Source organism: Agromyces cucurbitae, assembly GCF_058349945.1.
Map to the genome: position 1 here is coordinate 328,841 of NZ_JBYRES010000004.1, position 24,229 is coordinate 353,069.

21 protein-coding genes are annotated in these 24,229 nt (G+C 73.1%); 8 read left to right on the top strand and 13 right to left on the bottom strand.

Going from position 1 to position 24,229, the window contains the following annotated elements; genetic code table 11:
• Positions 1–48: 48 nt before the first annotated feature.
• From AC3RJ6_RS16120 to mtrA, 4 genes are all read right to left on the bottom strand, one after another.
• Positions 49–786: a ComF family protein gene (locus AC3RJ6_RS16120; protein ID WP_491428118.1), complete on the bottom strand. Its 738-nt coding sequence runs from the start codon at positions 784–786 to the stop codon at positions 49–51.
• 95 nt (positions 787–881) lie between these two features.
• Positions 882–2,585: an LpqB family beta-propeller domain-containing protein gene (locus AC3RJ6_RS16125; protein ID WP_491428119.1), complete on the bottom strand. Its 1,704-nt coding sequence runs from the start codon at positions 2,583–2,585 to the stop codon at positions 882–884.
• Positions 2,578–4,248 (bottom strand): MtrAB system histidine kinase MtrB, encoded by a 1,671-nt coding sequence (mtrB, locus tag AC3RJ6_RS16130; RefSeq protein WP_491428120.1) that lies wholly within the window; start codon positions 4,246–4,248, stop codon positions 2,578–2,580. The genes AC3RJ6_RS16125 and mtrB overlap by 8 nt, the downstream gene beginning before the upstream one ends.
• Positions 4,249–4,264: 16 nt before the next feature.
• Entirely contained in the window at positions 4,265–4,945 is a 681-nt protein-coding gene (gene mtrA / locus AC3RJ6_RS16135; protein WP_491428121.1) for an MtrAB system response regulator MtrA, read from the bottom strand.
• A 125-nt stretch (positions 4,946–5,070) separates the two neighbouring features.
• Between mtrA and AC3RJ6_RS16140 the strand changes: the two genes are divergently transcribed.
• From AC3RJ6_RS16140 to AC3RJ6_RS16165, 6 genes are all read left to right on the top strand, one after another.
• Positions 5,071–6,432 (top strand): DUF7847 domain-containing protein, encoded by a 1,362-nt coding sequence (locus AC3RJ6_RS16140; protein WP_491428122.1) that lies wholly within the window; start codon positions 5,071–5,073, stop codon positions 6,430–6,432.
• A gap of 2 nt (positions 6,433–6,434) precedes the next feature.
• Entirely contained in the window at positions 6,435–7,085 is a 651-nt protein-coding gene (locus tag AC3RJ6_RS16145) for a DUF4129 domain-containing protein (protein WP_491428124.1), read from the top strand.
• Positions 7,082–8,362, top strand: coding sequence for a DUF4350 domain-containing protein (locus tag AC3RJ6_RS16150; RefSeq protein WP_491428125.1), 1,281 nt, complete (start codon positions 7,082–7,084; stop codon positions 8,360–8,362). The genes AC3RJ6_RS16145 and AC3RJ6_RS16150 overlap by 4 nt, the downstream gene beginning before the upstream one ends.
• On the top strand, positions 8,359–9,453 hold the full coding sequence (locus tag AC3RJ6_RS16155; protein WP_491428126.1) for an AAA family ATPase: 1,095 nt from the start codon (positions 8,359–8,361) through the stop codon (positions 9,451–9,453). The genes AC3RJ6_RS16150 and AC3RJ6_RS16155 overlap by 4 nt, the downstream gene beginning before the upstream one ends.
• A gap of 46 nt (positions 9,454–9,499) precedes the next feature.
• Entirely contained in the window at positions 9,500–10,837 is a 1,338-nt protein-coding gene (locus tag AC3RJ6_RS16160) for a DUF58 domain-containing protein (protein WP_491428127.1), read from the top strand.
• A 169-nt stretch (positions 10,838–11,006) separates the two neighbouring features.
• Positions 11,007–11,741, top strand: coding sequence for an aquaporin (locus AC3RJ6_RS16165; protein ID WP_491428128.1), 735 nt, complete (start codon positions 11,007–11,009; stop codon positions 11,739–11,741).
• A gap of 130 nt (positions 11,742–11,871) precedes the next feature.
• Here AC3RJ6_RS16165 and AC3RJ6_RS16170 read toward each other — a convergent pair whose 3' ends face one another.
• Positions 11,872–12,867, bottom strand: a complete 996-nt coding sequence (locus AC3RJ6_RS16170) for a stage II sporulation protein M (protein ID WP_491428129.1) — start codon at positions 12,865–12,867, stop codon at positions 11,872–11,874.
• 17 nt (positions 12,868–12,884) lie between these two features.
• On the opposite strand from AC3RJ6_RS16170, the gene AC3RJ6_RS16175 reads away from it, so the two are divergent.
• Positions 12,885–13,742 (top strand): RDD family protein, encoded by an 858-nt coding sequence (locus AC3RJ6_RS16175; RefSeq protein ID WP_491428130.1) that lies wholly within the window; start codon positions 12,885–12,887, stop codon positions 13,740–13,742.
• 197 nt (positions 13,743–13,939) lie between these two features.
• On the opposite strand, the gene ahcY is transcribed toward AC3RJ6_RS16175, so the two are convergent.
• From ahcY to AC3RJ6_RS16190, 3 genes are read right to left on the bottom strand one after another with little or no spacing between them, the layout of a single operon-like run.
• Positions 13,940–15,421 carry an adenosylhomocysteinase gene (ahcY, locus tag AC3RJ6_RS16180; RefSeq protein WP_491428131.1) on the bottom strand — a complete coding sequence of 494 codons (1,482 nt, stop codon included), beginning with the start codon at positions 15,419–15,421 and terminating at the stop codon, positions 13,940–13,942.
• Between the two features lie 57 nt (positions 15,422–15,478).
• The gene (locus AC3RJ6_RS16185) at positions 15,479–16,915 is read right to left on the bottom strand and encodes a phosphomannomutase/phosphoglucomutase (RefSeq protein WP_491428132.1); all 1,437 of its coding nucleotides are present in this window, start codon (positions 16,913–16,915) and stop codon (positions 15,479–15,481) included.
• A complete protein-coding gene (locus AC3RJ6_RS16190; RefSeq protein ID WP_491428133.1) occupies positions 16,912–17,127 on the bottom strand; it encodes a DUF3499 family protein in 216 nt (71 codons plus the stop codon). Before AC3RJ6_RS16190 ends, AC3RJ6_RS16185 begins: the two co-directional genes overlap by 4 nt.
• A gap of 118 nt (positions 17,128–17,245) precedes the next feature.
• On the opposite strand from AC3RJ6_RS16190, the gene AC3RJ6_RS16195 reads away from it, so the two are divergent.
• On the top strand, positions 17,246–17,614 hold the full coding sequence (locus AC3RJ6_RS16195; protein ID WP_491428134.1) for a hypothetical protein: 369 nt from the start codon (positions 17,246–17,248) through the stop codon (positions 17,612–17,614).
• Between the two features lie 110 nt (positions 17,615–17,724).
• Here the strand turns inward: AC3RJ6_RS16195 and AC3RJ6_RS16200 are convergent, their stop codons facing one another.
• From AC3RJ6_RS16200 to AC3RJ6_RS16220, 5 genes are all read right to left on the bottom strand, one after another.
• The gene (locus AC3RJ6_RS16200) at positions 17,725–19,200 is read right to left on the bottom strand and encodes a DUF5719 family protein (RefSeq protein WP_491428135.1); all 1,476 of its coding nucleotides are present in this window, start codon (positions 19,198–19,200) and stop codon (positions 17,725–17,727) included.
• The gene (locus AC3RJ6_RS16205; RefSeq protein WP_491428136.1) at positions 19,190–22,414 is read right to left on the bottom strand and encodes a glycosyltransferase; all 3,225 of its coding nucleotides are present in this window, start codon (positions 22,412–22,414) and stop codon (positions 19,190–19,192) included. Before AC3RJ6_RS16205 ends, AC3RJ6_RS16200 begins: the two co-directional genes overlap by 11 nt.
• 108 nt (positions 22,415–22,522) lie before the next feature.
• Complete coding sequence (locus tag AC3RJ6_RS16210; RefSeq protein WP_244856317.1) at positions 22,523–22,843, bottom strand: WhiB family transcriptional regulator; 321 nt, start codon at positions 22,841–22,843, stop codon at positions 22,523–22,525.
• A 168-nt stretch (positions 22,844–23,011) separates the two neighbouring features.
• Positions 23,012–23,974, bottom strand: a complete 963-nt coding sequence (galE, locus tag AC3RJ6_RS16215) for a UDP-glucose 4-epimerase GalE (RefSeq protein ID WP_491428137.1) — start codon at positions 23,972–23,974, stop codon at positions 23,012–23,014.
• Positions 23,975–24,078: 104 nt separating this feature from the next.
• Complete coding sequence (locus tag AC3RJ6_RS16220) at positions 24,079–24,222, bottom strand: hypothetical protein (RefSeq protein ID WP_491428138.1); 144 nt, start codon at positions 24,220–24,222, stop codon at positions 24,079–24,081.
• Between the last annotated feature and the right edge of the window lie 7 nt (positions 24,223–24,229).

Consider the following 24,229-nt stretch of genomic DNA (forward strand, 5'->3'; position numbering starts at 1 on the left):
GGATCGACCACGCCTGTCCTGCCACCGTAGCCCGCTCGACCGGCAATGTCACGGAGTGTTTCCGTCGAGTTCGCCGAGAGCCGAAGCGCGGCGCAGCGGCGTCTCGGCGAGGACCGCCGCGCCCGCCGTGGAGGCGCCTGCCGCGCGCAGCGCACGTGCGGCCTCGGCGAGGGTCGATCCCGTCGTCACGACGTCGTCGACGAGCAGGAAGCGCCGCCCGGCGAGTGGTCGGACGGCCGCGAGTCCGCCCGCGGCGTTCGCCCGCCGGGCGTCGGCGCCGAGGGCGGCCTGGTCGGCGCGCTCCCGCGCGAGTCGCAGTACACGCGCGGAGCGCAGTCCGCAGTGGGCGAGCAGCAGCTCGACCGGCGCGTAGCCCCGCTCGCGCATCGCCCGTGCCGTCGACGGCACGACGGCGAGCTCGACGGGCGCGATCGGGACGGCGCCGGCGGATCGACCGGTCGCGCACGCCGCGAGGGCCGCGGCGATGGAGCGCGCGAGCGCCGCCGCGAGGACGGGAGCCGCGTCGGTGCGGCCGCCGTCCTTGAGGGCGCCGATGGCCGCGGCCGCGACGCCCGCGTACTCGAGTGCCGCGAGCACCGCGAACCGCCCGTCGGGTCCGTCGCGGTGCACCGTACGCGGAGCCCCGGCGAGCGCGGCGCGGCAGTCGTCGCACACCGCTCGATCCGGTCGGCCGCAGCCCGCGCACGCGACCGGCACGAGCACGGCGAGCGCGTCGAGCACTGCGGCGCGGGCGAGCGCTGCGAGCGCGCCACGTCGATCGGCCATGCGTCCAGACTGTCCCGGCCGTCGGCCGCCGCCATCGGCGCCCGCCCGATCGGCCGATCGGGCCGCGCGGACCGGGGCTGGGGAGGACGAGTCGGTCAGTCGGGCATCTGCACCGACACGAACCGGATGCCGGTCGCCCGGTTCTGCCAGGCCACACCGCTGGGCACCTTGAGCTCTCCGGCTTCGGTGAGCACCCGGAGGCTGCGCTCGCCGTTGCCGGCGTCGAGCATCTTCCCGTCCGCGGGTCCGGCCGTGTCGTCGAGCACGCCGCCGATCTCCTGCGTGAGCACCCGGGAGTCGCCGCCGGGCAGCTCGACGAGCGCCGCCACTCGGTTGGCGTCGAGCCAGGCCACGTCCTTCGGCGCCCCGGTCACGCTCGCGAGCGTGAGCGCGACGGGCCCGAGCCGCTCGGGCACGCCGTCGGCGTCGCGCACGATCGAGGCGGCGACGAAGCGGGCCCGGGTGCCCTCGCCGAGCAGCGCGATGACGCGCGTGCCGTCGCGAGACACCTCGAGCGCCGCGATCGTCGAGCCCGACCACGGCACGGCGATCGGAATGGGGTCGCCCGACGGCGGGTAGGCGTAGAGCTCACCGGGCGCGGCCGTCGGCACCGACCACACGACGCCCTGGGGGTCGATCGCGGGCACCACGAGCCCGTCTCGCGGATCGAGTTCGATCGGGCCTTCGCCGGTCCGCACGATCGAGACGCCGGCATCGTTGCGGACCGCGACCGCGGTGCCGTCGGCGCCGACGGCGGCGCCCGTCGGCGCGAGGTCCCCGACCTGCGTCGAGACGCCGTCGATCGGCTCGATCTCGTCGTTGGAGGAGGCCAGGTGACCGAACGTCTCGCCGTCGGAGACGACGGGCCTCGGATCGACCGCCGGATTCTGGAGCGGCGGGTCGGCGAGCGGCGGCGGGTCCTGGGCGGCGCCGTCGATCGAGAGCGCGACCGAGTCGACGTCGCGGACCTGCCCGACGAGGGTCTCGTCGAGCTGCTCCTGCATGCGCTGCACCGTCCGCGTGTCGTCGAACTGCGCGCCCGCGAGGTCGACGCTCGCGGTGCCGTTCGTGATCGGCACCGAGCTCTGCTCGAGCGCGGTGCCCTCGGGGAAGGAGGTGGCGACGCCGGGCGCCAGCCACTCGGCCGGGCCGCCGAGCAGGGCCCGTACGACGTTCGTCTGCACGGCGTCACTGCGCGCGAACCAGCGCAGGTCGGGTACGAGGTAGGTGTAGTCCGAGGAGTAGAAGAACAGCTCGTACGATCGGTAGACCTCTCCGAAGGTGAGCTCGTCGACGAGGAGACCCTGCGGCGCCTCGGCGATCCGCCATTCGCCGTCGACGGTCACGAGCCGGTACGGCAGCGTCGCCGGGGAGGTCGACTCGGGCTGCTCGTACTGGCCGGTCGCGGTGAGCGCGGCCGACGGCGTCGAATCGACCGAGACGTCGGCCTCGGTCGCGTCCTCGGGAACGTCGGGAGCGTCGAACGAACGATCGGCGGCGACGTCGATCGTCGCCCCCGCCTCGGGGTGCCACTCGGCCTTGAACTCGTCGGTGAGGTACTGCCGTGCGGCCTGGTAGTTGTTGCGCGGGCTCGCCGCGGCCTCGATGAATCCCCGCACGATCAGCTCGGGCGAGGCCCCCGGCTGCGGCGGGCGCACGAACGTGTCGAGCTCGAGCGACTCCTCGACCGGCTCGGGGTTGCCGATGCCGACGGGGCCCGAGCTGGGCAGCGCGACGCACCCTGTGAGCAGGGTCGCGACGACGAGCGCGAGGGATGCCGCGAGCGGACGTCTACGCATCGGTCGGGCCTCCTTCCGAGGCATCCAGGTCGATCGCGGTGACGACGCCCGTGGGGGGCGGCCCCTCCGCGTCGACGTCGTCGGGCTCGAGCGGCAGCGGTGACGTGACGGCCTCCGCGCCGTGCGTGCGCGGGAGCGTGAGCCGGAAGACGCTGCCGACGCCGGGCTTCGACCAGACGTCGAGCATGCCGCCGTGGGCGACCGCGTCCTCGAGCGAGATCGCGAGGCCGAGGCCCGTGCCGCCGATCGTGCGAGTGCGGCTCGGGTCGGCACGCCAGAACCGGTCGAACACGCGCGCGCGGTCCTCGTCGCTCATGCCGAGCCCGTAGTCGCGCACCGAGAGCGCGACGGCCGACTCGTCGCTGTCGACCGCGACGACGATCGGACGGCCCTCGCCGTGCTCGATCGCGTTGCCGAGCAGGTTGCGCACGATGCGGCGGATGCGACGCGGATCGACCTCGGCGTCGAGGTGGCCGCCGGGCGCCACGAGGCGGAGCTCCGAGCCGTGCTCGCGGGCGAGCTCGTGCATCGACTCGATCGCGTCGCCTGCGAGATGCACGAGGTTGGTCGGCTCGGTCGTGAGCTCGACCGATCCGGCGTCGTAGCGACTGATCTCGAGCAGGTCGGCGAGCAGGGTCTCGAAGCGGTCGGTCTGGGTGTGCAGCAACTCGACCGTGCGCGAGGTCGGCCCGGCGAAGTCGTCGCGCTGCCCGTACAGCACGTCGCCCGCGAGGCGGATCGTGGTGAGCGGCGTGCGCAGCTCGTGCGAGACGTCGGAGACGAAGCGCTGCTGCATGACCGAGAGCTCGGCGAGCTCGCGGATGCGCGCCTGCAGGCTGTCGGCCATGCCGTTGAACGAGGCCGCGAGCGTGGCGAGCTCGTCTTCGCCCTTCGACGGCATGCGCACGCCGAGGTCGCCCGCGGCGAGCCGGCGACTCGTCGCCGCCGCCGTGCGGATCGGCTCGATCACCCAGCGCACGACGAGGAGGGTGATCGCGCTCAGCAGGGCGAGCAGCGCGATCGCGCCGATGACGCCGACCGTCTGCATGAACGCGAGCGTCTCCTGGGCGTCGGCGAAGTCGTAGCCGATGTAGAGGCCGTAGCGGCCGGCCTGCGGCACGGTGATGGTCGACCCGACGACGACGCCGGGGTCGTTGCCGCCCGACTCGTTCTCGAACGCGACCGACTGCCAGAACTGCCCCTCGGGGTTGTCGGAGACGCGCTGCTGCAGCTCTTCGGTGATCACGCTCGTGAGTGCGCGGTCGCCGCGATCGGGCGGGGCCACCAGGCTCTGCTCGTCGTCGATCCGGAAGTACGCGATCGAGTTCGACCCCGAGACGGACGACACGGTGCGCACGGTCGAGGTCATGAGCGCCTGCAGTGACGCGCGATCGCTCGCGTCGGAGGCGTTGAGGATCTGCTGGGCGGCGGTCGTCGCGCTGTTCGAGGCGCTGAGCGCCCCGTCGAGCTGGTTCTGGAACAGGTTCGACGCGACGCTGAACGAGATGTAGAGCCCGATCACGAAGATCGCGAGCGACGAGAGGGCGAGGGTGATTGCGACCGTGCGGAACTGCAGCGACCGCCGCCAGAGCGCCGCGAGCCGCCTCGGCTGCTCGCGCCATGATCCGGCGAACGCCACCGCCGGGGCCGGGGCCTGCGTCATCCGCCCGTCGCCGGCCTCAGGTGGTGGCGCCGGCGCGGTAGCCGACCCCGCGCACGGTCATCACGATGCGCGGGTTGTCGGGGTCGTGCTCGACCTTGGCGCGCAGCCGCTGCACGTGCACGTTCACGAGCCGGGTGTCGGCCTTGTAGTGGTAGCCCCAGACCTGCTCGAGCAGCATCTCGCGGGTGAACACCTGCTGCGGCTTCGAGGCGAGCGTGAGCAGGAGGTCGAACTCGAGCGGCGTGAGGTTGATGCGGGTGTCTCCGCGACGCACCTCGTGGCCCGCGGCGTCGATGAGGAGGTCGCCGATCGGCAGCGTCGCCGAAGCCGGCTCGGGCGTGGGGCGCAGCCGCGTGCGGATGCGGGCGACGAGCTCCTTCGGGTTGAAGGGCTTCACCATGTAGTCGTCGGCCCCGGTCTCGAGGCCCTTGACCACGTCGGCGGTGTCGCTCTTCGCGGTGAGCATGATGATGGGCGTGCCGGACTCGGCGCGGATGCGCCCGCACACCTCGATCCCGTCCATTCCGGGAAGCATGAGGTCGAGGAGCACGAGGTCGGGCTTGTGCTCCCGGAAGGCGGCGAGCGCGGCGGACCCGTCGGCGCAGAAGACGGGCTCGAAGCCCTCGGTGCGCAGCACGATGCCGATCATCTCGGCGAGGGCCGTGTCGTCGTCGACGACGAGTACGCGTGGAGTCATCCCGTTCGTTCCTGTCAGCAGCCGATCGCTCGGCGGAATCCGGTTTCCCCAGCGTAGCCGGTCGGGGGTGCGGGGCGGCCGAATGTGCGAGCATGGGGGCAGCACGCCGGAAGGAGCGCGTACACGTGTCGGATCACGACTGGCAGGCGCCCGGCGGCGCGAACGGCACCGCTCCGGCGAGCCCCCCGAACGGCACCCCTCCCACGGAGGCCTCTCCGCCGACCGCCTACCCGGGCACCGGGCAGTACCCGCCGCCCGGGCAGTACCCCCCGCCCGCGTACCCCGGAGCCGGGCAGTACCTCCCGCCCGGGCAGTACGCGCCGCCCGGCCACTACCCCCCGCCCGGCCAGTACCCCCCGCCCGCCGTCGGCCTTCAGCCGGCGCCCGTGTGGGCGCCCCCGCCGAAGCCCGGGCTCCTGCCGCTGCGGCCTCTCGGCTTCGGCACCCTCCTCTGGGCGCCGTTCCAGACCCTCAGGCGCAACCCGGCCGCGACCTTCGGCTCCGGTCTCATCGTGCAGCTCGTCACGACCGTCGCGACGCTCGCGGTCTTCGTGCCGTTCATGATCATGATCTTCGGCCGCGTCGAGAGCGCGACGACCGACGACGTCGACGCGGTCGCCGCGGGCGGGATCGGCGCCCTCCTCCTGCTCATGCTCGTGCCGCTCGCCATCTCGCTCGTCGCGAGCGCGTTCCTCCAGGGCGTCATGGTCGTCGAGGTCGCGACCGGCACCCTCGGCGAACGCCTCTCGTTCGGCGCCCTGTGGCGTCGCGCCGCCCGACGGGTGGGTCCGCTCCTCGGCTGGACCGCGATCATCACGGGTGCGCTGCTCGTCGGCGTGATCGGATTCGTCGCCGTCATCGCACTCGCCGCGGTCGCCGGCACGGCGGTCGCGGGCGGTCCGGCGGGTGCCGTCGCCGCCATCGTCATCGGGCTCGTCGGCTCGCTCGGCTTCGTCGCCGTCGCCGCCTGGCTCACGACCAAGCTCGCGGTGGTGCCGAGCGCCATCGTGCTCGAACGCGCCGGCATCGGCGTAGCGGTGCGCCGCTCCTGGCAGCTCACGACCGGCTTCTTCTGGCGCACCTTCGGCACGCTGCTGCTCGTGGCGGTGATCCTCTCGTTCGCCGGACAGGTGATCACCCAGCCGGTGTCGCTCGTCGGAACGATGCTCGCGGCCGTCATCGACCCGACCGGCGCCGGAGCCGCGATCGGCATCACGATCGCCACGCTCGTCGTCACGGTCGTGCTGACGATCGTCATCGGCGCCATCACCTCCGTCGTGCAGTCGGCGCTCGTCGCCGTCATCTACATCGACCTGCGCATGCGCCGGGAGGGCCTCGACCTCGAGCTCGCGCGTCATGTCGAGGAGCGCGACGCGGGCCGCCCCGTCGGAGACCCGTACGCCCCGCCCGCGTCGCACGGCGCCCACCCGGGGCCGGAGGGGCCGGTTCCCGACACGACCGCGGGCGAGATCTGGGCGCCCCGCTGATCGTGCTCGTCCTGACTCCGCTCGATCCCGACGCGCCCGAGGCACGCCGGTGGCTCGAGGACGAACTGCAGAAGCCCGAGTACCAGAACGCGAAGCCGACGGCGTTCGACCTCGCGATGCAGGCCATCGGCGACTGGATCGCCGACCTCCTGAGCGGCGCCGGCGGTATCCCCGGCCCGATCGTCTCGCTCATCGTGGTGCTCGTGGTCGTCGTGCTCGTCGTCGTCGCGTTCTTCGTCTTCGGGCTGCCGCGCCTGCGGCGCGCCCGGCGCGCCGCCGTGCCGCTCTTCGACGACCACGACGTGCGCGACCTCGGCGCGATCCGCGCCGCCGCCGAGACCGCAGCCCGGGCCGGCGACTGGCCGCTCGCGATCGAGGAGCGCTTCCGCGCCCTCGTGCGCGGCGTCGTCGACCGCGAGCTCGTGCAGGTGCATCCCGGCACGACGGCCGGCGCTTTCGCGGATGCCGCGGCACGACCGTTCCCCGACGAGCGGAGTGCGCTCGCGGCGGCGGCGGCCGCGTTCGACGACGTGCGCTACTCGGACGGCACGGGTGACGTCGTCGCCTACGACGAGGTCACCCGACTCGAGCTCCGCGTCGCCGAAGCGCGACCGGCCGGTGCGTCGTCGGCCCTGGCGGAGGCCGTTCGATGAGCGCTCCCCCGGCGCCCGCGGCCGGCGTGGCAACGGCGTCCGCGCCGATGGCCGAGCAGGCGTCAGCCGAGACGAGCGGCCCGGCAACGGCCGTCACGCCGACGATCCGGGCGACGCTCCGGCGCCGCCGCATCTGGATCGTCTTCGCCGCGCTCGTCGTGCTCGGCGTGCTCGCGATCAACCTGATCGGGGGCACGGCGCGCGGCGGCGGCGCGAGGCTCGGCGCCGACAACCCGGCACCGGAGGGAGCGAAGGCGCTCGTCGAGGTGCTCCGCGCCCACGGTGTGGAGACGACGGCGGTCACGACGTACGATCGGGCGCTCTCCGCCGCGAAGTCGGGAGCGACCGTGCTCGTGTTCGACGAGCTGGGGGTCCTCACGGCCGACCGCTACTCGAGGCTCGGCCTGTACGCCGACCGGCTCGTCGTCGTCGCCCCCGACTTCACCGCGCTCGAGTCGCTCGCACCCGGAGTCCGGCTCGCGGGCGCGGCGAGCGGAGCCGTCGACGACGTCGCGTGCGACGCGCCCGTCGCCGTGCGCGCCGCCGCCCTCTCGGCCGACCAGCGGTTGCTCACCGTCGACGACGAGGCCGCCGGCGACGGGTGGCGGGGATGCTTCCGCGACGGGGAGCACGGCTACGCGGTCGTGCTCGGTGAGGGGCGCGGCGGCGAGATCGCGCTCGTCGCGGCGACGACGGCGTTCGAGAACGGCCGCATCACCGAACGCGGAAACGCCGCCCTCGCGATCGGGCTGACCGGCGCCGCCGACCGGCTCGTCTGGTACCTGCCCGGCCCCACCGATGCCGAGGCCGACGCGGCGCCGACGATCGCCGAGCTCACGCCGGGCTGGGTCTCGCCGGTGCTCGCCCTCGCCGTCGTCGTGACGGTCGTCGCGGGGATCTGGCAGGGACGGCGATTCGGGCCGCTCGTCGTCGAGAACCTTCCCGTGCACGTGCCGGCGGGCGAGACGAGCGAGGGCCGCGCCCGGCTCTACGCCCGCAACGCCGCGCGGACCCATGCGCTCGACCAGTTGCGCATCGGTGCCGTCGGACGGCTCTCGGGGTCGCTGCGGCTGCCGCGCAGCCTCGACGTCCACGGGCTCGCCGACGCCGTCGCGACGGCGACCGGGCGCGACCCGGTCGATGTGCGGCGGCTGCTCATCGATGCCACCCCCCACGACGACGCGGAGCTCGTGCGACTCGCGGGCGAGCTCGGCGACCTCGAAGACGACGTGCGTGCGACACTCGCACCGGAGACCCGACCAGGAAGGCGACCATGACCGACCCGATCGCGAACGACCCGACACCGAGCGGCGCGCCGGCGCCCGGGGCGCCCCCCGCGCCGCCCGCACCGGCGGCAGCCGCGGACCTCGCCGCCACCGCGACCGCGACCGCGACGCCGCCGGCGACCGCCTCGCCGGACACGGAACTGCGTGCCGCGCTGAACCGCGTGCGCACCGAGGTCGGCAAGGCCGTCGTCGGCCAGGACGGCGCAGTGACGGGCCTGATCATCGCCCTCCTCACGCGCGGGCACGTGCTGCTCGAGGGCGTGCCGGGCGTCGCGAAGACCCTGCTCGTGCGCACGCTCAGCCGCACCCTCCGGCTCGACACGCGCCGACTGCAGTTCACGCCCGACCTCATGCCCGGCGACGTGACCGGCTCGCTCGCCTACGACCCGCGCACGGGCGAGTTCGCGTTCCGCGAAGGTCCCGTGTTCACGAACATCCTGCTCGCCGACGAGATCAACCGCACTCCGCCGAAGACGCAGTCGGCCCTCCTCGAGGCGATGGAGGAGCGGCAGGTGTCGGCCGACGGGGTCACCCGACCGCTGCCCGACCCGTTCATGGTCGCCGCGACGCAGAACCCGATCGAGTACGAGGGCACGTACGCGCTCCCCGAGGCGCAGCTCGACCGCTTCCTGCTGAAGCTCGTGCTCGACGTGCCCGAGCGGGACGCCGAGATCTCGCTGCTGCGCCGACACGCCGACGGCTTCGACCCGCACGACCTCGCTGCGGCGGGCGTCGAGCCGGTGCTCGGCGCGGCCGAACTCGCGCGGGCGCGCGCCGCGGCGGCCTCGGTGCGCGTGTCCGACGACGTGCTCGCCTACCTCGTCGACCTCGCGCGCGCGACGCGGCGCAGCCCCTCGATGCGGCTCGGGGTGAGCCCGCGCGGCACGACCGGCCTGCTCGCCGCAGCGAAGGCGTGGGCGTGGCTGACCGGCCACGACTCGCTCACCCCCGACCACCTCCAGGCCATGCTGCTGCCGGTCTGGCGGCATCGCGTCCAGCTGCGACCCGAGGCGGAGCTCGAGGGCGTGTCGGTCGACCAGGTGCTGCGCGGGATCGTGCAGCAGGTGCAGGTGCCGCTCTGAGCCGCGCACGAGCCGCAGTGACGCCGATCCGCGGGAGACGATTCCGATGGCGCTGACCGGCCGTTTCGCCGTGCTCGTCGCGCTCGGCGCGATCCCCGTGGTCGCCGCCGGGCTCACGGGCGCCCTCGAAGCCTGGCTCGCACTCGTCGGCTGGCTGCTCATCGCGCTGGGCGCGGGCGCGGTCGACCTCTCGATCGCGGCGTCGCCGCGACGGGTCGCCTTCGGGCGCGAGCTGCCCGAGCGGGTCCGACTCGGCGAGCCGGTCGCATCGGTGCTCACGGTGCAGAACCTCGGCCCCCGACGCCTGCGGGCGGTCGTGCGCGACGGATGGGAGCCGTCCGCCGGCGTCGCCGGCCCCAACCGAACTCGCCTCGAGGTGCCGGCCGGCGAGCGACGGCGGATGACCGTGCACCTCGTGCCCGTCCGCCGAGGCGACCGGCGCACCGAGCAGGTCACGATCCGCTCCTTCGGTCCCCTCGGGCTCTGGGCGCGGCAGGCGACGCTCGCGGCTCCGGGCCGGGTGCGGGTCCTGCCGCCGTTCCACTCGCGCGTGCACCTCCCGGCGCGACTCACGCGCCTGCGTGAGCTCGACGGCCGCACGCCGCTCCTGATCCGCGGCCAGGGCACCGAGTTCGACTCGATCCGCGAGTACGTGCGCGGCGACGACGTGCGCTCGATCGACTGGCGGGCCACCGCGCGCCACATCGACCCCGAGGTGCCCGGCAACGCCCGGCTCATGGTGCGCACCTGGCGTCCCGAGCGCGATCGCCGCATCGTCATCGTGGCCGACACCTCTCGCACGGCCGCCGCGAGGATCGCCGACGAACCCCGACTCGACACCGCCTACGAGGCATCCCTGCTGCTGGCGGCGCTCGCGACGCACGCAGGCGACCGCGTCGACTTCCTCGCGACCGACCGGCGGTTGCGCGGACGGGTGCACGGCGCGAGCGGCGCCGACCTGCTCGCGCGCATGGTCGACACCATGGCGGGCATCGATGCCGAGCTGCTCGAGGCCGACTGGTCGCTCGTGCCCGGGCTGGTGCGCCAGGTCACGAGCCGGCGCGCGCTCGTCGTGCTGCTCACCGCCGCCGACTCCCCCGGCAGCGCCCGCGGCCTGCTCTCGATGCTGCCGCAGCTCACCGCGCGGCACACGGTCGTGGTCGCCTCGGTGGCCGACCCGGCGCTGCTCGATGCGAGCCGCGAGCTGCACGACCTCGACTCGGTGTACCGCGCGGCGGCCGCGCAGCGCGGCCTCGACGACGGCGCGCGCGTCGCCGCCGCGATCCACCGGCTCGGGGGGCAAACCGTCACGGCGTCACCGCAGGGGCTGCCGCCCGCCCTCGCCGACCGCTACCTCGACCTGAAGGCGTCCGGGCAGCTCTGAGCCCTCGACGCGGTTCGTCGCACACCGACTCGATTCGAGACATTCGCACGAGGTTCACGCCCCGGGCACCCTCGGGTCGCTACGCTCTCGAAGGCGCCGTCGAGGCCGTGCGCCATGTCCACGACCGTTCGAACGCACGATTTCGCCGGTCCCTACGAAAGGCAGTCATATGTCCGACACAGCACCCGCCGTCGCCGCACCGTCGACGGGCCAGAAGCTCACCGCCGAGCTGCTCGGCACCTTCATCCTCGTCTTCGGCGTGATCGGCGCTGCGATCTTCTCGTCGGCGGGCACCGGCCTGCTCGGCGTCGCCTTCGCGCTCGGCCTCGCCGTGCTCGTCGGCATCTACGCCTTCGGTCCGATCTCGGGCGGCCACTTCAACCCGGCGGTCACGCTCGGTCTCGCGGTCGCGGGCCGCTTCGCGTGGAAGGACACGCTCGGCTACATCGTCGCGCAGATCGTCGGCGGCATCCTCGGTTCGGTCGTGCTGCTCGGCATCCTCTCGACGGGCCCGAAGTTCGACATGGCGATCTTCCAGAGCGTCTCGACCGGCTACGACGAGCTCTCGCCCGGCGGGTTCGGCCTCGTGTCGTTCCTCATCGCCGAGATCGTCTCGACCGCGGTGTTCCTGTTCGTGATCCTCGGCGTCACCTCGGCCGGCCGCGCCGCGTCGAACCTCGCGCCGCTCGCGATCGGCCTGACGCTCACGGTGCTCGTGCTCGTCGCCGGCAACGTGTCGAACGGCTCGTTCAACCCGGCCCGCTCGATCGCGACCGCGATCTTCGGCGGCCAGCTCGCGCTCAGCCAGCTCTGGGCCTCGATCGTCGCCCCGATCGTCGGCGGCATGCTCGCCGCGGTCATCTACAAGGCGGTCTTCGACCGGCCCGCGCGCCTCACGGCGTAACGGCCTCGCGGCCGCACGGCCGTGATCGCACGAAGGCGGATGCCGAGCGGCATCCGCCTTCGTCGTACCCGGGTTCGCACGACGCGTGCGCCTCGGGAACGGCGATGCCTGCCGTCGCGCCGGTCGGGCGTCAGCCGGCGACGATACGGGTCGCTCCGGCGTCGAACTCCCCGAGGTCACCCGTGGCGCCCGCCCTCGACGCCCGGCGACCGACCACGAGCATGTAGACGAGCAGGCCGGCGAACGCAGCGACGCCGATGCCGATCTTGACCGGCCACGGCCACGGCGCCGGCGTCACGAAGCCCTCGATGAGTCCCGCGACGAAGAGGAAGAACACGAGCCCGATCGCCACCGTGAACAGGGCCCGCGCGTCTTCGGCGAGCGCTACCCCGCGCGGGCGCGGCCCCGGGGCGACCCACGCCCAGAAGATGCGAAGCCCCGCGGCCGCCGCGATGAACACGCACGTGAGCTCGAGCAGCCCGTGCGGTGCGATGTAGAGGAAGAACGTGTCGCCCTCGCCGTAGGTGAACATGACGGCCGCATTGACGCCGAGGTTCTGGGCGTTCTGCATGATCACCCACGGCACCCAGACGCCGAGGATGCCGAAGGCGACGCACTGCGCGGCGATCCAGGCGTTGTTCGTCCACACCGACCCGGCGAACGACCCGGCGGGATGCTCGGAGTAGTAGGCGGCGAACCCCTCCTCCGCGAGCTGGCGCAGTTCGCGTTCGGTGCCGATCGATGCGAGCACGCGCGGGTCGCCCATGATCCACCACGCGTAGAGCGCGGCGACGACGAACGTCGCGAGCGCGACGCCGAGCGTGAGCCAGCGCAGGCGGTAGAGAGCGGCGGGCAGGTCGACCGCGACGAAGCGGGTGAGCCGGCGCAGCGGGTTCTCGGGCGCAGCCGTGAACTTCAGGCGAGACCGCGACAGGGTGAGCGACAGCCGGTCGCCGAGCGCGGTCGATCCCGCGGTCGACTTCACGAGCGAGAGGTCGGATGCCGCGGCCTGATAGCGCTCGATGAGCTCATCGGTCTCGGGGCCGGACAGCCGCGAGCCGCGCGCGAGCGCGTCGAGCCGCTGCCAGTCGTCATGGCGCGCTGCGGCGAGGGCTTCGAGGTCCATCTGCTTGAATACTACCCATGGCCTCCCCGTCCGCCCCGACTGCATCGGGCACGGCCGTCAGGTCCGGCCGCTTCGAGCACGAGGGCGTGCTCACGGGCGAGGCGGTCTCGCTCGACGTGCGGCCGGCGAGCGTGCTCATGCGAGCCGGCGGCGCGGCGATCGACGTGCTCGTGAGCATCGCGCTCATCCTCGGACTGCTCTGGCTCGTGGCGAGCCTCGGCGTCGACGAGGCGGCGCTTCGCGCGGCGATGATCGCCGGCATCGTGGTCGTCATCGTCGTCGTGCCGACGGCGGTCGAGACGGCGTCGCACGGCAAGTCGCTCGGCAAGCTCGCACTCGGCCTCCGAGTGGTGCGCGACGACGGCGGCGCGAGCGGCTTCCGGCATGCGTTCATCCGCGCGCTCGTCGGCGTCGTCGAGATCTACATGACGTTCGGCGGGCTCGCGCTGCTCGTGGGGTTCCTCAACCCCTCGTCGAAGCGCCTCGGCGACATCCTCGCGGGCACGCACTCGCAGGTCGAGCGGGTGCCTGCGCCCCCGTCGACCGCGTTCGGCGTACCCGTGCAGCTCGCGGCATGGGCGACGACCGCCGACGTCGCGCGCCTTCCCGACCCGCTCGCCCGTCGGGTCGCCTCGTTCTTCGCCAACGTGGAGCACCTCGTGCCCGAGAGCCGGGCCCGCGTGGCGGCCTCGCTCGCCGCCGAGGTCGCACCCTACGTGTCGCCGGTGCCGGCGGCGCCGCCCGAGCTCTTCCTCGCCGGGGTGACCGCGTTGCGCCGCGAACGCGACGCCGCGTCGCTCGAGCTCGAGCAGGCACGCATGGACGCCCTCGCCCCGGTGCTCACCGCTCGGCCGACGGGATTCCCCGAGCGCTGACGCCGGCCACGAGGCATCCGTCGCCTTCACGCACACCGCGCGCCTGCGCGTCCCACTCTGCGGCTGCGCAGCGCCCCGGCTTCCACGCGCCGCACTCCGGGGGTGCCTTCCCGACACTTTCACCCCCGAGTGGCGAGAAATCCGTCGGGAAAGCACCCCCGGAACGAACTGGAGGAAGCCGCGCGCCGGCCGGGCCCTCAGTACCGGTAGTGGTCGACCTTGTACGGCCCCTCGACCGGCACGCCGATGTAGGCGGCCTGCTCGGGGCTCAGCGTCGTGAGCTGCACGCCGAGCGAGTCGAGGTGCAGGCGCGCGACCTTCTCGTCGAGGTGCTTCGGCAGCACGTAGACGCCGGTCGGGTAGGCGTCGGGTCGGGTCCACAGCTCGATCTGCGCGAGCACCTGGTTCGCGAACGAGTTCGACATGACGAACGAGGGGTGGCCGGTCGCGTTGCCGAGGTTCATCAGGCGCCCCTCGCTCAGCACGAGGATCGACCGGCCGGTCGGCAGGCGCCACTCGTGCACCTGCGGCTTGATCTCGACCTTCTCGGCGCCCGCGAGCGACTCGAGCGCGGCCATGTCGATCTCGTTGTCGAAGTGGCCGACGTTCGCGACGATCGCGAGGTGCTTCATCGCGAGCATGTGCTCGAGGCGGATGACGTCCTTGTTGCCGGTGCAGGTGACGAAGATGTCGACCTCGCCGACCACATCGTCGACGCGGGCGACCTGGTAGCCGTCCATCGCGGCCTGCAGCGCGCAGATCGGGTCGACCTCGCTCACGATGACCCGGGCGCCCTGCCCGCGCAGCGCCTCGGCCGCGCCCTTGCCGACGTCGCCGTAGCCGACGACGAACGCGACCTTGCCGCCCATGAGCACGTCGGTGGCGCGGTTGAGCCCGTCGGGCAGCGAGTGGCGGATGCCGTACTTGTTGTCGAACTTCGACTTCGTGACCGAGTCGTTGACGTTGATCGCCGGGAACAGGAGCTCGCCCGCCGCGTGCAGCTCGTACAGGCGGTGCACGCCAGTCGTCGTCTCTTCGGTGACGCCCTTGAGCTCGGCGGCGATGCGGGTCCAGCGGTCGGAGCTGAGCTCGAGCGAGCGGCGCAGGGTGTCGAGGACGACGCGGTACTCGGCGCTGTCGCCTGCGGCGGCCTCGGGCACGGCGCCCGCAGCCTCGAAGTCGCGACCGCGGTGCACGAGGAGCGTGGCGTCGCCTCCGTCGTCGAGGATCATGTTCGGGCCGATGAAATCGGCGCCGGCGGCCGTCGCCTCGGCGCTCCAGTCGAAGATGCGGTCGGTGCACCACCAGTACTCGTCGAGCGACTCGCCCTTCCACGCGTAGACCGGCACGCCCTTGGGCTCGTCGACGGTGCCCTCGGGGCCGACCACGACCGCGGCGGCCGCCTCGTCCTGCGTGGAGAAGATGTTGCAGCTGGCCCAGCGCACCTGCGCGCCGAGCGCGACGAGGGTCTCGATGAGCACGGCCGTCTGCACGGTCATGTGCAGGCTGCCCGCGATGCGCGCGCCGGCGAGCGGCTTCGAATCGCCGAACTCCGCGCGCAGCGCCATGAGTCCCGGCATCTCGTTCTCGGCGAGCCGCAGCTGGTGCCGCCCCGCCTCGGCGAGCGAGAGGTCGGCGACCTTGAACGGGAGGGCGATGGTGGCGGGCTCGATGCTCATGCCGACCATTCTCGCAGGCCGTTCGCGGCAGTATCATCACACGGCCGTCGGGCGGCTCTACTCGGCGCGAATGAGCGCGAGCACCTCGTCGCGGATGGCGGCCATCGTGGGCTCGTCGGCCCCTTCGACGTTGAGCCGCAGCAGCGGCTCGGTGTTCGAGGGCCGCACGTTGAACCACCAGAACGGCTCATCGCCCGCCGTGACCCCGGTGACGGTCAGCCCATCGAGCTCGTCGAACTCGCCGCGGCCGGTGAACGCCTCGACGACGCGCGTGTAGGCGGAGGGAACGTCGTCGACGACCGAGTTGATCTCGCCCGAGAGCGAGTACGGCGTGAACCGCGCCGCGACCTCCGACAGCGGCGCCTGCTGCGCACCGAACTCGGCGAGCACGTGCATCGCCGCGAGCATGCCGTTGTCGGCGCCCCAGAAGTCGCGGAAGTAGTAGTGCGCCGAGTGCTCGCCGCCGAAGACCGCGCGCGTCGCCTTCATCTCGTCCTTGATGAGCGAGTGCCCGACGCGAGTGCGTACGGGGGTCGCACCGGCGGCCTCGATCGTCTCGGCCACGAATCGCGAGGTGATGAGGTTGTGGATGACGTTGACGTCGGTCTCGCCCGCCGCCGTGGCCCGCGCGATCTCGCGCAGCGCGACGATCGCCGCGACGGCCGACGGGCTGACCGCACCGCCCTGCTCATCGACGACGAAGCAGCGGTCGGCGTCGCCGTCGAACGCGAGGCCGAGGTCGGCGCCGTGCTCGACGACGGCGCGCTGCAGGTCGACGAGGTTCGCGGGCTCGAGCGGGTTCGCCTCGTGGTTCGGGAAGGTGCCGTCGAGCTCGAAGTAGAGCGGCACGATCTCGAGCGGCAGGGCGGGAAGGCCCGCGGTCTCGCCGAGCACGGCGGGCACGGTGAGCCCGCCCATGCCGTTGCCGGCGTCGACGACGATCTTGAGCGGGCGGACGCGGGACAGGTCGACGAGGGTACGCAGGTACGCCGCATAGTCGGCGAGCACGTCGGCCTCGGTCACGGCGCCCTCGACCGAGGCGACGGGGATGCCGCCCTCGAGGTAGTCCGCTGCGCGATCGCGGATCGCCGCGAGCCCGGTGTCGAGCGAGATGCCCTGGGCGCCCGCGCGCGAGAACTTGATGCCGTTGTACGCGGCCGGGTTGTGGCTCGCGGTGAACATCGCCGCCGGGGCGTCGAGCGAGCCCGACGCGAAGTAGCTCTCGTCGGTCGAGCACAGCCCGATCGACACGACGTCGGCGCCGCGAACCGCGGCACCCCGCGCGAACGCCGCGGCGAACGACGGCGACGAGTCGCGCATGTCGTGCCCGACGACCACCCGGCCGCCCGCGGCGCCGACCTCGTCGACGAAGGCGGCGGCGAGCGCCCCGACCGTCTCCTCGGTGAGCGCCTCGCCCACGATCCCGCGGACGTCGTAGGCCTTCACGATCGATTCGAGGCGCGCTCGAGCGCCAGAGGTCTCGGCGGGATTCATGCCTTGAAACCTACCTCACCGAGCGAGACGTGGCGCACGACCTGCCAGCCGACGGGCGCCGACGTGCGTTCGGCGTGCCGCGCGCACAGGTCGTAGCCGTGCGGCTCGGGCACGACCGAGAGCGGGCCGAGGACGGCCATCGAATCGGCGTAGTCGAAGGTCAGGGTCGCGACCGCCTCGGCGGCGCATGCGGTGCGCGAACAACGTCTCATGGCAGATCCCAGAGTAGCGATCACCCCCGCCATTACGATGGAGGGTATGCCCCGCTCTCGTCGTGTCGCCGTACCGCGCTCTCCGAGGCGGCTGGCCCGCGATCGCCACGGTCGCGGCATGCGCTCGCCCGTGACGGGTCCGCACCTGCCGATGCTCACGAACCGGCTCGACGAGTTCGAGCTCACGATCGCGACGACGGTCTCGTACCTGCGCGGGCTCTGGCCCGAGCTCGAGGGGGTCGTCTTCGAGGTCGCGCAGGCGCCCGCCGAGGCGATCCACGACGACCACATCGATCGCTGGAAGGTCTACCACGACGAGCGACGCATCGTTTTCTTCCGCCTGCCGATCGTGCGGTTCCTGCGGCTGCAGGAGGGCGAGGACAAAGACGAGAAGCTGCTCGTCGAGAGCTGCGTGTTCCGCGCGATCGCCGACTTCCTCGGGCGCGATCCGTGGGAGCTCGCCCCGGGTCGCTACCGCCACTTCTGAAGGGTCTCCCCCGTCGGTCGCGTCGGCGCAGAGCGCCGTATCGAGGCCACGGATGCCTCGTGGCGATGGCCTCGACCCGCGCTTCGCGCGACTCGACCGACCGGGTACCGCTAGTGCGGGTACACCCGCAGCGGCGAGTCGAGCGGCCCGGGCGGACGCACCGGGAACGACGAGAGCGCGCGGTCGCCCGAATAGGCCACGGTGGCGTGCACGCCGGCGACGCCCTCGAGCTCGGCGACACCGCGCGCGTCCAGTTCGACGGCCTCGGCCGCGCCCGGGGCGATGCGCACCGTCCGGTCGTCGCCGTCGACCACGACGGTCGCCTCGACCTCGTCGTCACCGGGATTCGCGAGGTGCAGCACCGGGTTCGGGCCCTGCGGGACCGCGATCACGGCGGTGTCGAGCAGCGGAAACGTCGCGGCGGTCCATGCGAGGTCGACCGAGGCATCGCGATCGTCGCCCTCGGGCCCGGTCTGGGCCTGCGGGGCACCGGTCGTCGCGCGGGCGCCGGCGACGATCGGCCCGTCGGCGTCGAGGGTGATCGTGTACTCCCCCGCGTCGAGGTCGCCGAGCGGCACATCGCTCACGATGCCCGGCTCGAGCGTCGCGTCGATGCTCGAACCGCGTCCGCTCGACTCCGATGCGACGTCGATCGAGACGTCGACGGGATCGTCGCCGGTCGCGAGCAGGCGCACGGCCGGGAACGCGTCGCCCTCCGCGTGGTCGTCGGTGGCGTCGACGCCGCCGTCGACGGGCACCGTGAACCCCGGGATGACCTGGGTCGGCGCGGGCGTCGCGGTCGGCCCCACGAGCTCGACGCCGGCCGGGGTCAGCCCCTCGACGACCGTGTGCTCGAGGCTGGCGGCGATGCCGCCGCCCGTGCTCGTGACGTGCACGACCGGTGAGGCGAGGTTCGGCGCGAGACCGGCCAGCGAGATGACGCGCTGCTCGCCCGCGGGCACGGTGATGCCGAGGCCCGACGGGGCGTCGATGGGCCCGCTCTCGCCGATCACGCGCACGTCGACGGTCGCGGCGACCGCCGTCGGGTTCGAGAGCAGCACGAGGCCCGACCGGCCGACGTCGGTCGCGCCGCCCACGAGCCAGGCCTCGGCGACGGCCTCGTCGCAGGCCGCCGCCGCGAAGCCTGCGATGGTGTCGCGCGACACCGATTGGCCCTGCCCACCGGCGAGCATGCCGGCCTCGACGGCACCGGGCTCGGTCGTCAGGGCGAGCGGGGTGCCGTCGAGGTCGGCGCGCGGGTTCTCCGGGGCGGCGAGCGGGGTCTCGGTCACCTCGGCGTCGGCCGGCACAGCACCGTGCGTCACGGACGTCGATCCGACCGAGCTCGCCGTCGTCGCGGCGTCGGGGTCGTCGCCGAGCGTGAGCAGCGGCCCCGGGCACACCCGCAGCTGGCCGGTCTCAGCGGGCTTCACGACCACCGACGGTGGTGTGATCCGATGCTCGGGCCACGGTACGAGCGCCGCCGCGGCGAGCGCGCCCGCGGCGATGCCGGCGGCGACGACGACCGCGATTCCGCGTGCTCCTGTGCGGGCGAGGCGGCGAACGAGGGTGCGATCAGCGGCCATCGTCGGCTCCTTCGGTCGCGTCGGTCTCGGGTTCGCTCGATGACGGCGCGGATGCCTCCGGGTCGTCATCGGTCGCGCCCCGGTCATGTCCGTTCACGCTCGATGCGGATGTCTCGGCGTCGTCGTCGCCCGGCGGCGAGGCATCCGCATCGGATGCCTCGACCCCGTCCTCGACGTCGGCGCCCGGCTCAGCATCCGTCGCGGCGGCCGCCCCGGCGCCCGGTTCGGTCGCGGCCGACACGTCGGATGCGGGTTCGATCGCGGCATCCGCCTCGGGTGCAGGTTCGGGCGCGGCATCCACCTCGGACGTGGTCGCCGTCACCGCCGCACCGGGGCCGCCGGCTCGGGCCGATGCGGCCGACGGGGGCGCCTCGCCGGCCTTCGGCTTGCGGCCGCGACCGAACGGTCGCGGTGCCGGCCGACGCTGCGGGCTGCGGTCGGCCTCGCGTCCGGCACCCGTCGGGATCGAGAGCAGCAGCGTCGCGCCGAGCACGATGAGCTGCAGGGCGGCGACGGCGCCGACGAGCCAGCTGCTCGCCTCGGCGGGGATCTGCGCGGCGGGGGCATCGGGCTCCGCCGACGTGAACCGCCAGAGGGTGCCGAAGTCGGTCTGCCCGACCGCCACGAGCGCCGCGTTGCCGTCGAGCGCCGTGCGGGCGCGTTCAGCGGTCGCGACGGCGGCGCGGTCGTCGACGTCGGGGTCGTCGAGCAGCACGAACGAGGCGCCGAACTCGGTCACGGCCGCTTCGGGGTCGTATCCGCTGCGCGAGGCCAGGTTGCCCGCGATCTCGGCGAGCTGCCGCTCGTCGGCCGACAGCGAGAGCGCGGTCGCGTCGAGCGTGGACTGCTCGTCGAGCGTGGTGCCCGCGCCCCGTTCGAGCGTCGCGCGGAGGCTGCCGTCCTCGTCGGGGGTCATGCGGAGGGTCGTGACGCGCGGGTCGGTCTCGGCCTCGGCACCGACGAACGCGGGCAGGGTGCGCTCGGCAGCCGGCCGCACCGCGACTCCGCCGGTCGAGAGGTCGAGCGCGGTCGGCGCGACCGCCGCGACCAGCGAGGCGAGCACGACCCATGCGACCAGCGCGCGACCGCGTCGCAGGGCGTCGAGCGCCACGACCGCGGCGAGCACGAGGCCGAGCCAGGCGAGGCTGAGACCGGCACCCGACCAGAGCGGCACCGAGCTCGCGCCCGAGCTCGACAGCGCGAGGTGCGTGGCCACGACGGCGGTGGCGAAACCGAGCAGCGCGACGCCGAGCGCGAGCACCGCCGAACGGAACGCGGGCGCGAGCACGGCCGTCAGCGCGACGATGACGAGGGGCAGGACGAGCGCACTGACCGCGATGCGGAAGTCGACGCTCGATGTCGCGAAGAAGCCGTTCCAGCCGCCCCACGTGCCGTCGGGCAGGCCGAGCGCGAGCTGCCAGACCGAGGGCACGGTGCTCTCGGTCGGCAGGCCGGGGTCGGCGAGCAGGCCGAGCGGATTGCCCCGGTTCACCTGCCCGAGCGCGAGCGGGGCCGCGAGCACGATCGCCGGGATCGGCAGGCCCGCGAGCCTGACCGCGGCGCGGCCGCTCACGGCGAGGGCCACGATCCAGGCGACGAGCAGGGCGGGGGTGAGGCTCGGCGCGGCCGCGATCACGGCTGCGAAGAGCAGCGAGGCGGTCGCCGCGGCCGCCCACGAGGTCGCCGCGCCGAATGCGGCGAACGCGAGCCATGCGAGCAGTACGTGCGCGAGCACGGCACCGGGACGGCCGTCACCGAGCGCGATCAGGAACGGCGGCGCGAATGCCCAGGCGAAGGCCGCGACCGCGCGCAGCGACCCGCGTTCGGTGAGGCGAGAGGCCGCGAACCACGCCCCGAGCGCGGCGGCGGGGATCGCGATCAGCCAGAGCAGGAGCAGCGCCAGCGATGGCGCCCAGAACGTGACCGACCCGAGCACGGCGAGCGCACCGGCGAACGGGTCGGCCCCGCCCATGAAGCCGGGGCCGATGTCGCGCCACCCGTACGCGGCGTTGCGCCAGAGCACGTCGAGGCTGCTCGAGAGCGGTTCGAGACCGCCGCCGCTCACCCCGCCCGCGCCGAGGAGCCACGAGAAGAGCCCGACCGAGGCGACGACGGCGACGAGCAGCACCCAGCCCCCGCCCGTGCCGAGGAACTGCAACTCGTGCTTGCGTCCGCGGGCCCGCTCGCGCCGCGCTTCTGCGGCGTGCTGGCGACGGCGTCGCATCTCGTCGGGCTGCATGCGGAGCGGCGCGATGGCCGACCAGCCGACGGTGCGCGCAGCCTTGAGCGTTCGCCGCGCGCGTGGCACTCGGGCGCCGGAGAACATGGTCGTCACCGCCGCGACGAACTCGCCGGGGATGGCTCCGGGCGCCTTGACGAGCAGCAGCCGGATCGAGCGGAGCACCGCGAGCGGGAGGAAGGCGAGCCAGTGCAGGGGCACGGCGACGACCGGTGCGTACACGAGGCGACGGTGCAGCTGGGCCGCGCGGGTTGCGCGCACCCGGCGCCGCGTGGTGCTCGACTTCGGGCCGGCGTCGGGTCCGGCGACGCCGACGCCCGCGAATCGCACCTTCGCCTCGGGGACGACCTCGACTCGGTGACCGGCGAGCCGGGCCCGGATCGACAGGTCGAGCGCGTCGTCGACGGTGGGCAGCCCGGGGTCGAAGCCGCCGAGCGCGCGGAAGACGGAATGGCGCACGAGGATCGCAGCGGGATCGAGACCCAGCACATCGCTCATGCCGTCGTGCTGGCCCTGGTCGAGCTCGTCGGCGACGAGGGTCACGCTGCGTCCGAGGCGCGTGATCGAGCGGCCGAACCGGGCGATGCGGTCGGGCTCGTCCCACTCGACGAGCTTGGGCCCTGCGATCGCGACCGACTTGGCCGTCTCCAGCGTCGCCACGAGACGTGCGAGTGCATCGGGCGCGGGGGCGCTGTCTTCGGCGAGCAGCCACAGGGCGTCGCCGTCGGAGGACGGTTCGTCGATCACCCGGTCGGCGGCGCGCACCGCCTCGCCGAACGAGTACCGCTGCGAGAGGTCGACGAGGTGCGTGGGCGAGATCTTCGCGATCTGCTCGCGCGCGACCGCGTCGGCCTCGGTGAGCACGACGACGAGCGCGTCGGGCGTGCGCTCCTGCGCGCGGATCGCCTCGAGGGTCTGACGGAGGTGGTCGCCGCCGTGGTGCACGACGAGGACGGCGGTGACTCTGGGGAACATCGCAGTCAGCCTAAGCGGCGCAGGCCGCCCACCGGCAGACCGCCCCGGGCGCGTTTCGAATCCGCGTGGGAGGACGAGTGCGGGGTCTGCCGAAGCAGACCCCGCGACTCACACCGCTCGCTTGCGCAGCTTGCGCCGCTCGCGCTCGGAGAGCCCGCCCCAGATGCCGAAGCGCTCGTCGTTGCCGAGCGCGTATTCGAGGCATTCGGCGCGAACCTCGCACCCGGTGCAGATCTTCTTCGCATCCCTCGTCGATCCGCCCTTCTCGGGGAAGAACGCCTCAGGATCGGTCTGCGCGCACAATGCGTCGCTCTGCCACGCCAACTGATTGTCGTCGTCGACGACCGGGCGCACACCGGGAACACCCAGCCTGACCGGATCGACGAACCAATCGTCAGGTACTCCAGAACGATATTCAGGACTAGCCATATCGTCTCCCACCCAGTTGTACCGACCACCCGAAGGGTGTGTCATGAACAATTACACCCATGTAATTCGCGCGAGTCAAGTCGCAGATCGTAAACCCTCAATCACCTGTCGAGGCTTCACGCCGCTCGCGACACGCCGGGGTGTTGGGCAGAAGTTATCTCCGACGGGTCAGCCGGCCGCCCGACGCGCCTCCCACGCGGTGCGCACCATCTCATCGAGCGTGTACCGCATCCGCCAGTCGAGGTCGCGACCGGCGAGCTCGCCCGAGGCAACGATGCGCGCGGGATCGCCGGCGCGCCGCGGCGCGATCTCGGGGGTGAACTCGATGCCGGTCACCCCGGCGACCGCTCGCATGATCTCGCCGACGGAGACGCCGTCGCCCGAACCGAGGTTGTAGACCGGCTCGACGGCCTCGCCCGCGTCGAGGCGCTGGGCCGCGACCACGTGGGCGTCGGCGAGGTCGGCGACGTGGATGTAGTCGCGCACGCACGTGCCGTCGGGTGTCGCGTAGTCGTCGCCGAACACCTTCGGCGTGCGCCCGTCGAGCAGCGCGTCGAACACGAGCGGGAAGAGGTTGTGCGGGCTGGGGTCGAAGATCTCGGGCGTACCCGATCCGACGACGTTGAAGTAGCGCAGGCTCGTGTGGGCGAGGCCGGTCGCCCGGGCCTGGTCGGCGAGCAGCCACTCACCGATGAGCTTCGACTCGCCGTAGGGCGATTCGGGATGCTTCGGGGTCGACTCCGTCACGAGGTCGACGTCGGGCGTGCCGTAGACGGCCGCGCTCGACGAGAACACGATGCGCGAGACGCCCGTCGACTCCATGGCGGCGAGGAGGGTCGAGGTGCCGGTCACGTTCTGCTGGTAGGTGTGCAGCGGCCGCTGCACCGAGACGCCCGCGTACTTGAAGCCCGCGAGGTGCACGACGCCCTGTACGCCGTAGCGCTCGAACGTCGACTCGAGCAGGCGCCCGTCAAGGATCGAGCCCTGCACGAACGGCGTGCCGTCGGCGACGAAGCCGCGCCGGCCCGACGAGAGGTCGTCGACGACGACGGTGTCGATGCCCTTCGCCTGGAATGCACGTACGACGTGCGCACCGATGTAGCCCGCTCCCCCGGTGACCAGCCAGCTCATGTTCCGCCTCTCCGGCGGCGGTGTCTCCGGCGCCCCCACGATGGTACCGGTGGGTTGGGGAGCGAGCGCAGCGGGCGTCTCGAAAGCGAGACCCCGCTGCGCGGTCAGAACTCGCCGAGATGCTCGACGTGGCGGGTGCGGTCGCGGATCTCGGGGCGGCCATAGCCGTCGAAGTCGAGTCGCACGAGGGTGGCGATGACGCCCCACAGGGCGAGCGCGGCGAGGAGGAAGAGGATGACCAATGACATGGCAGTA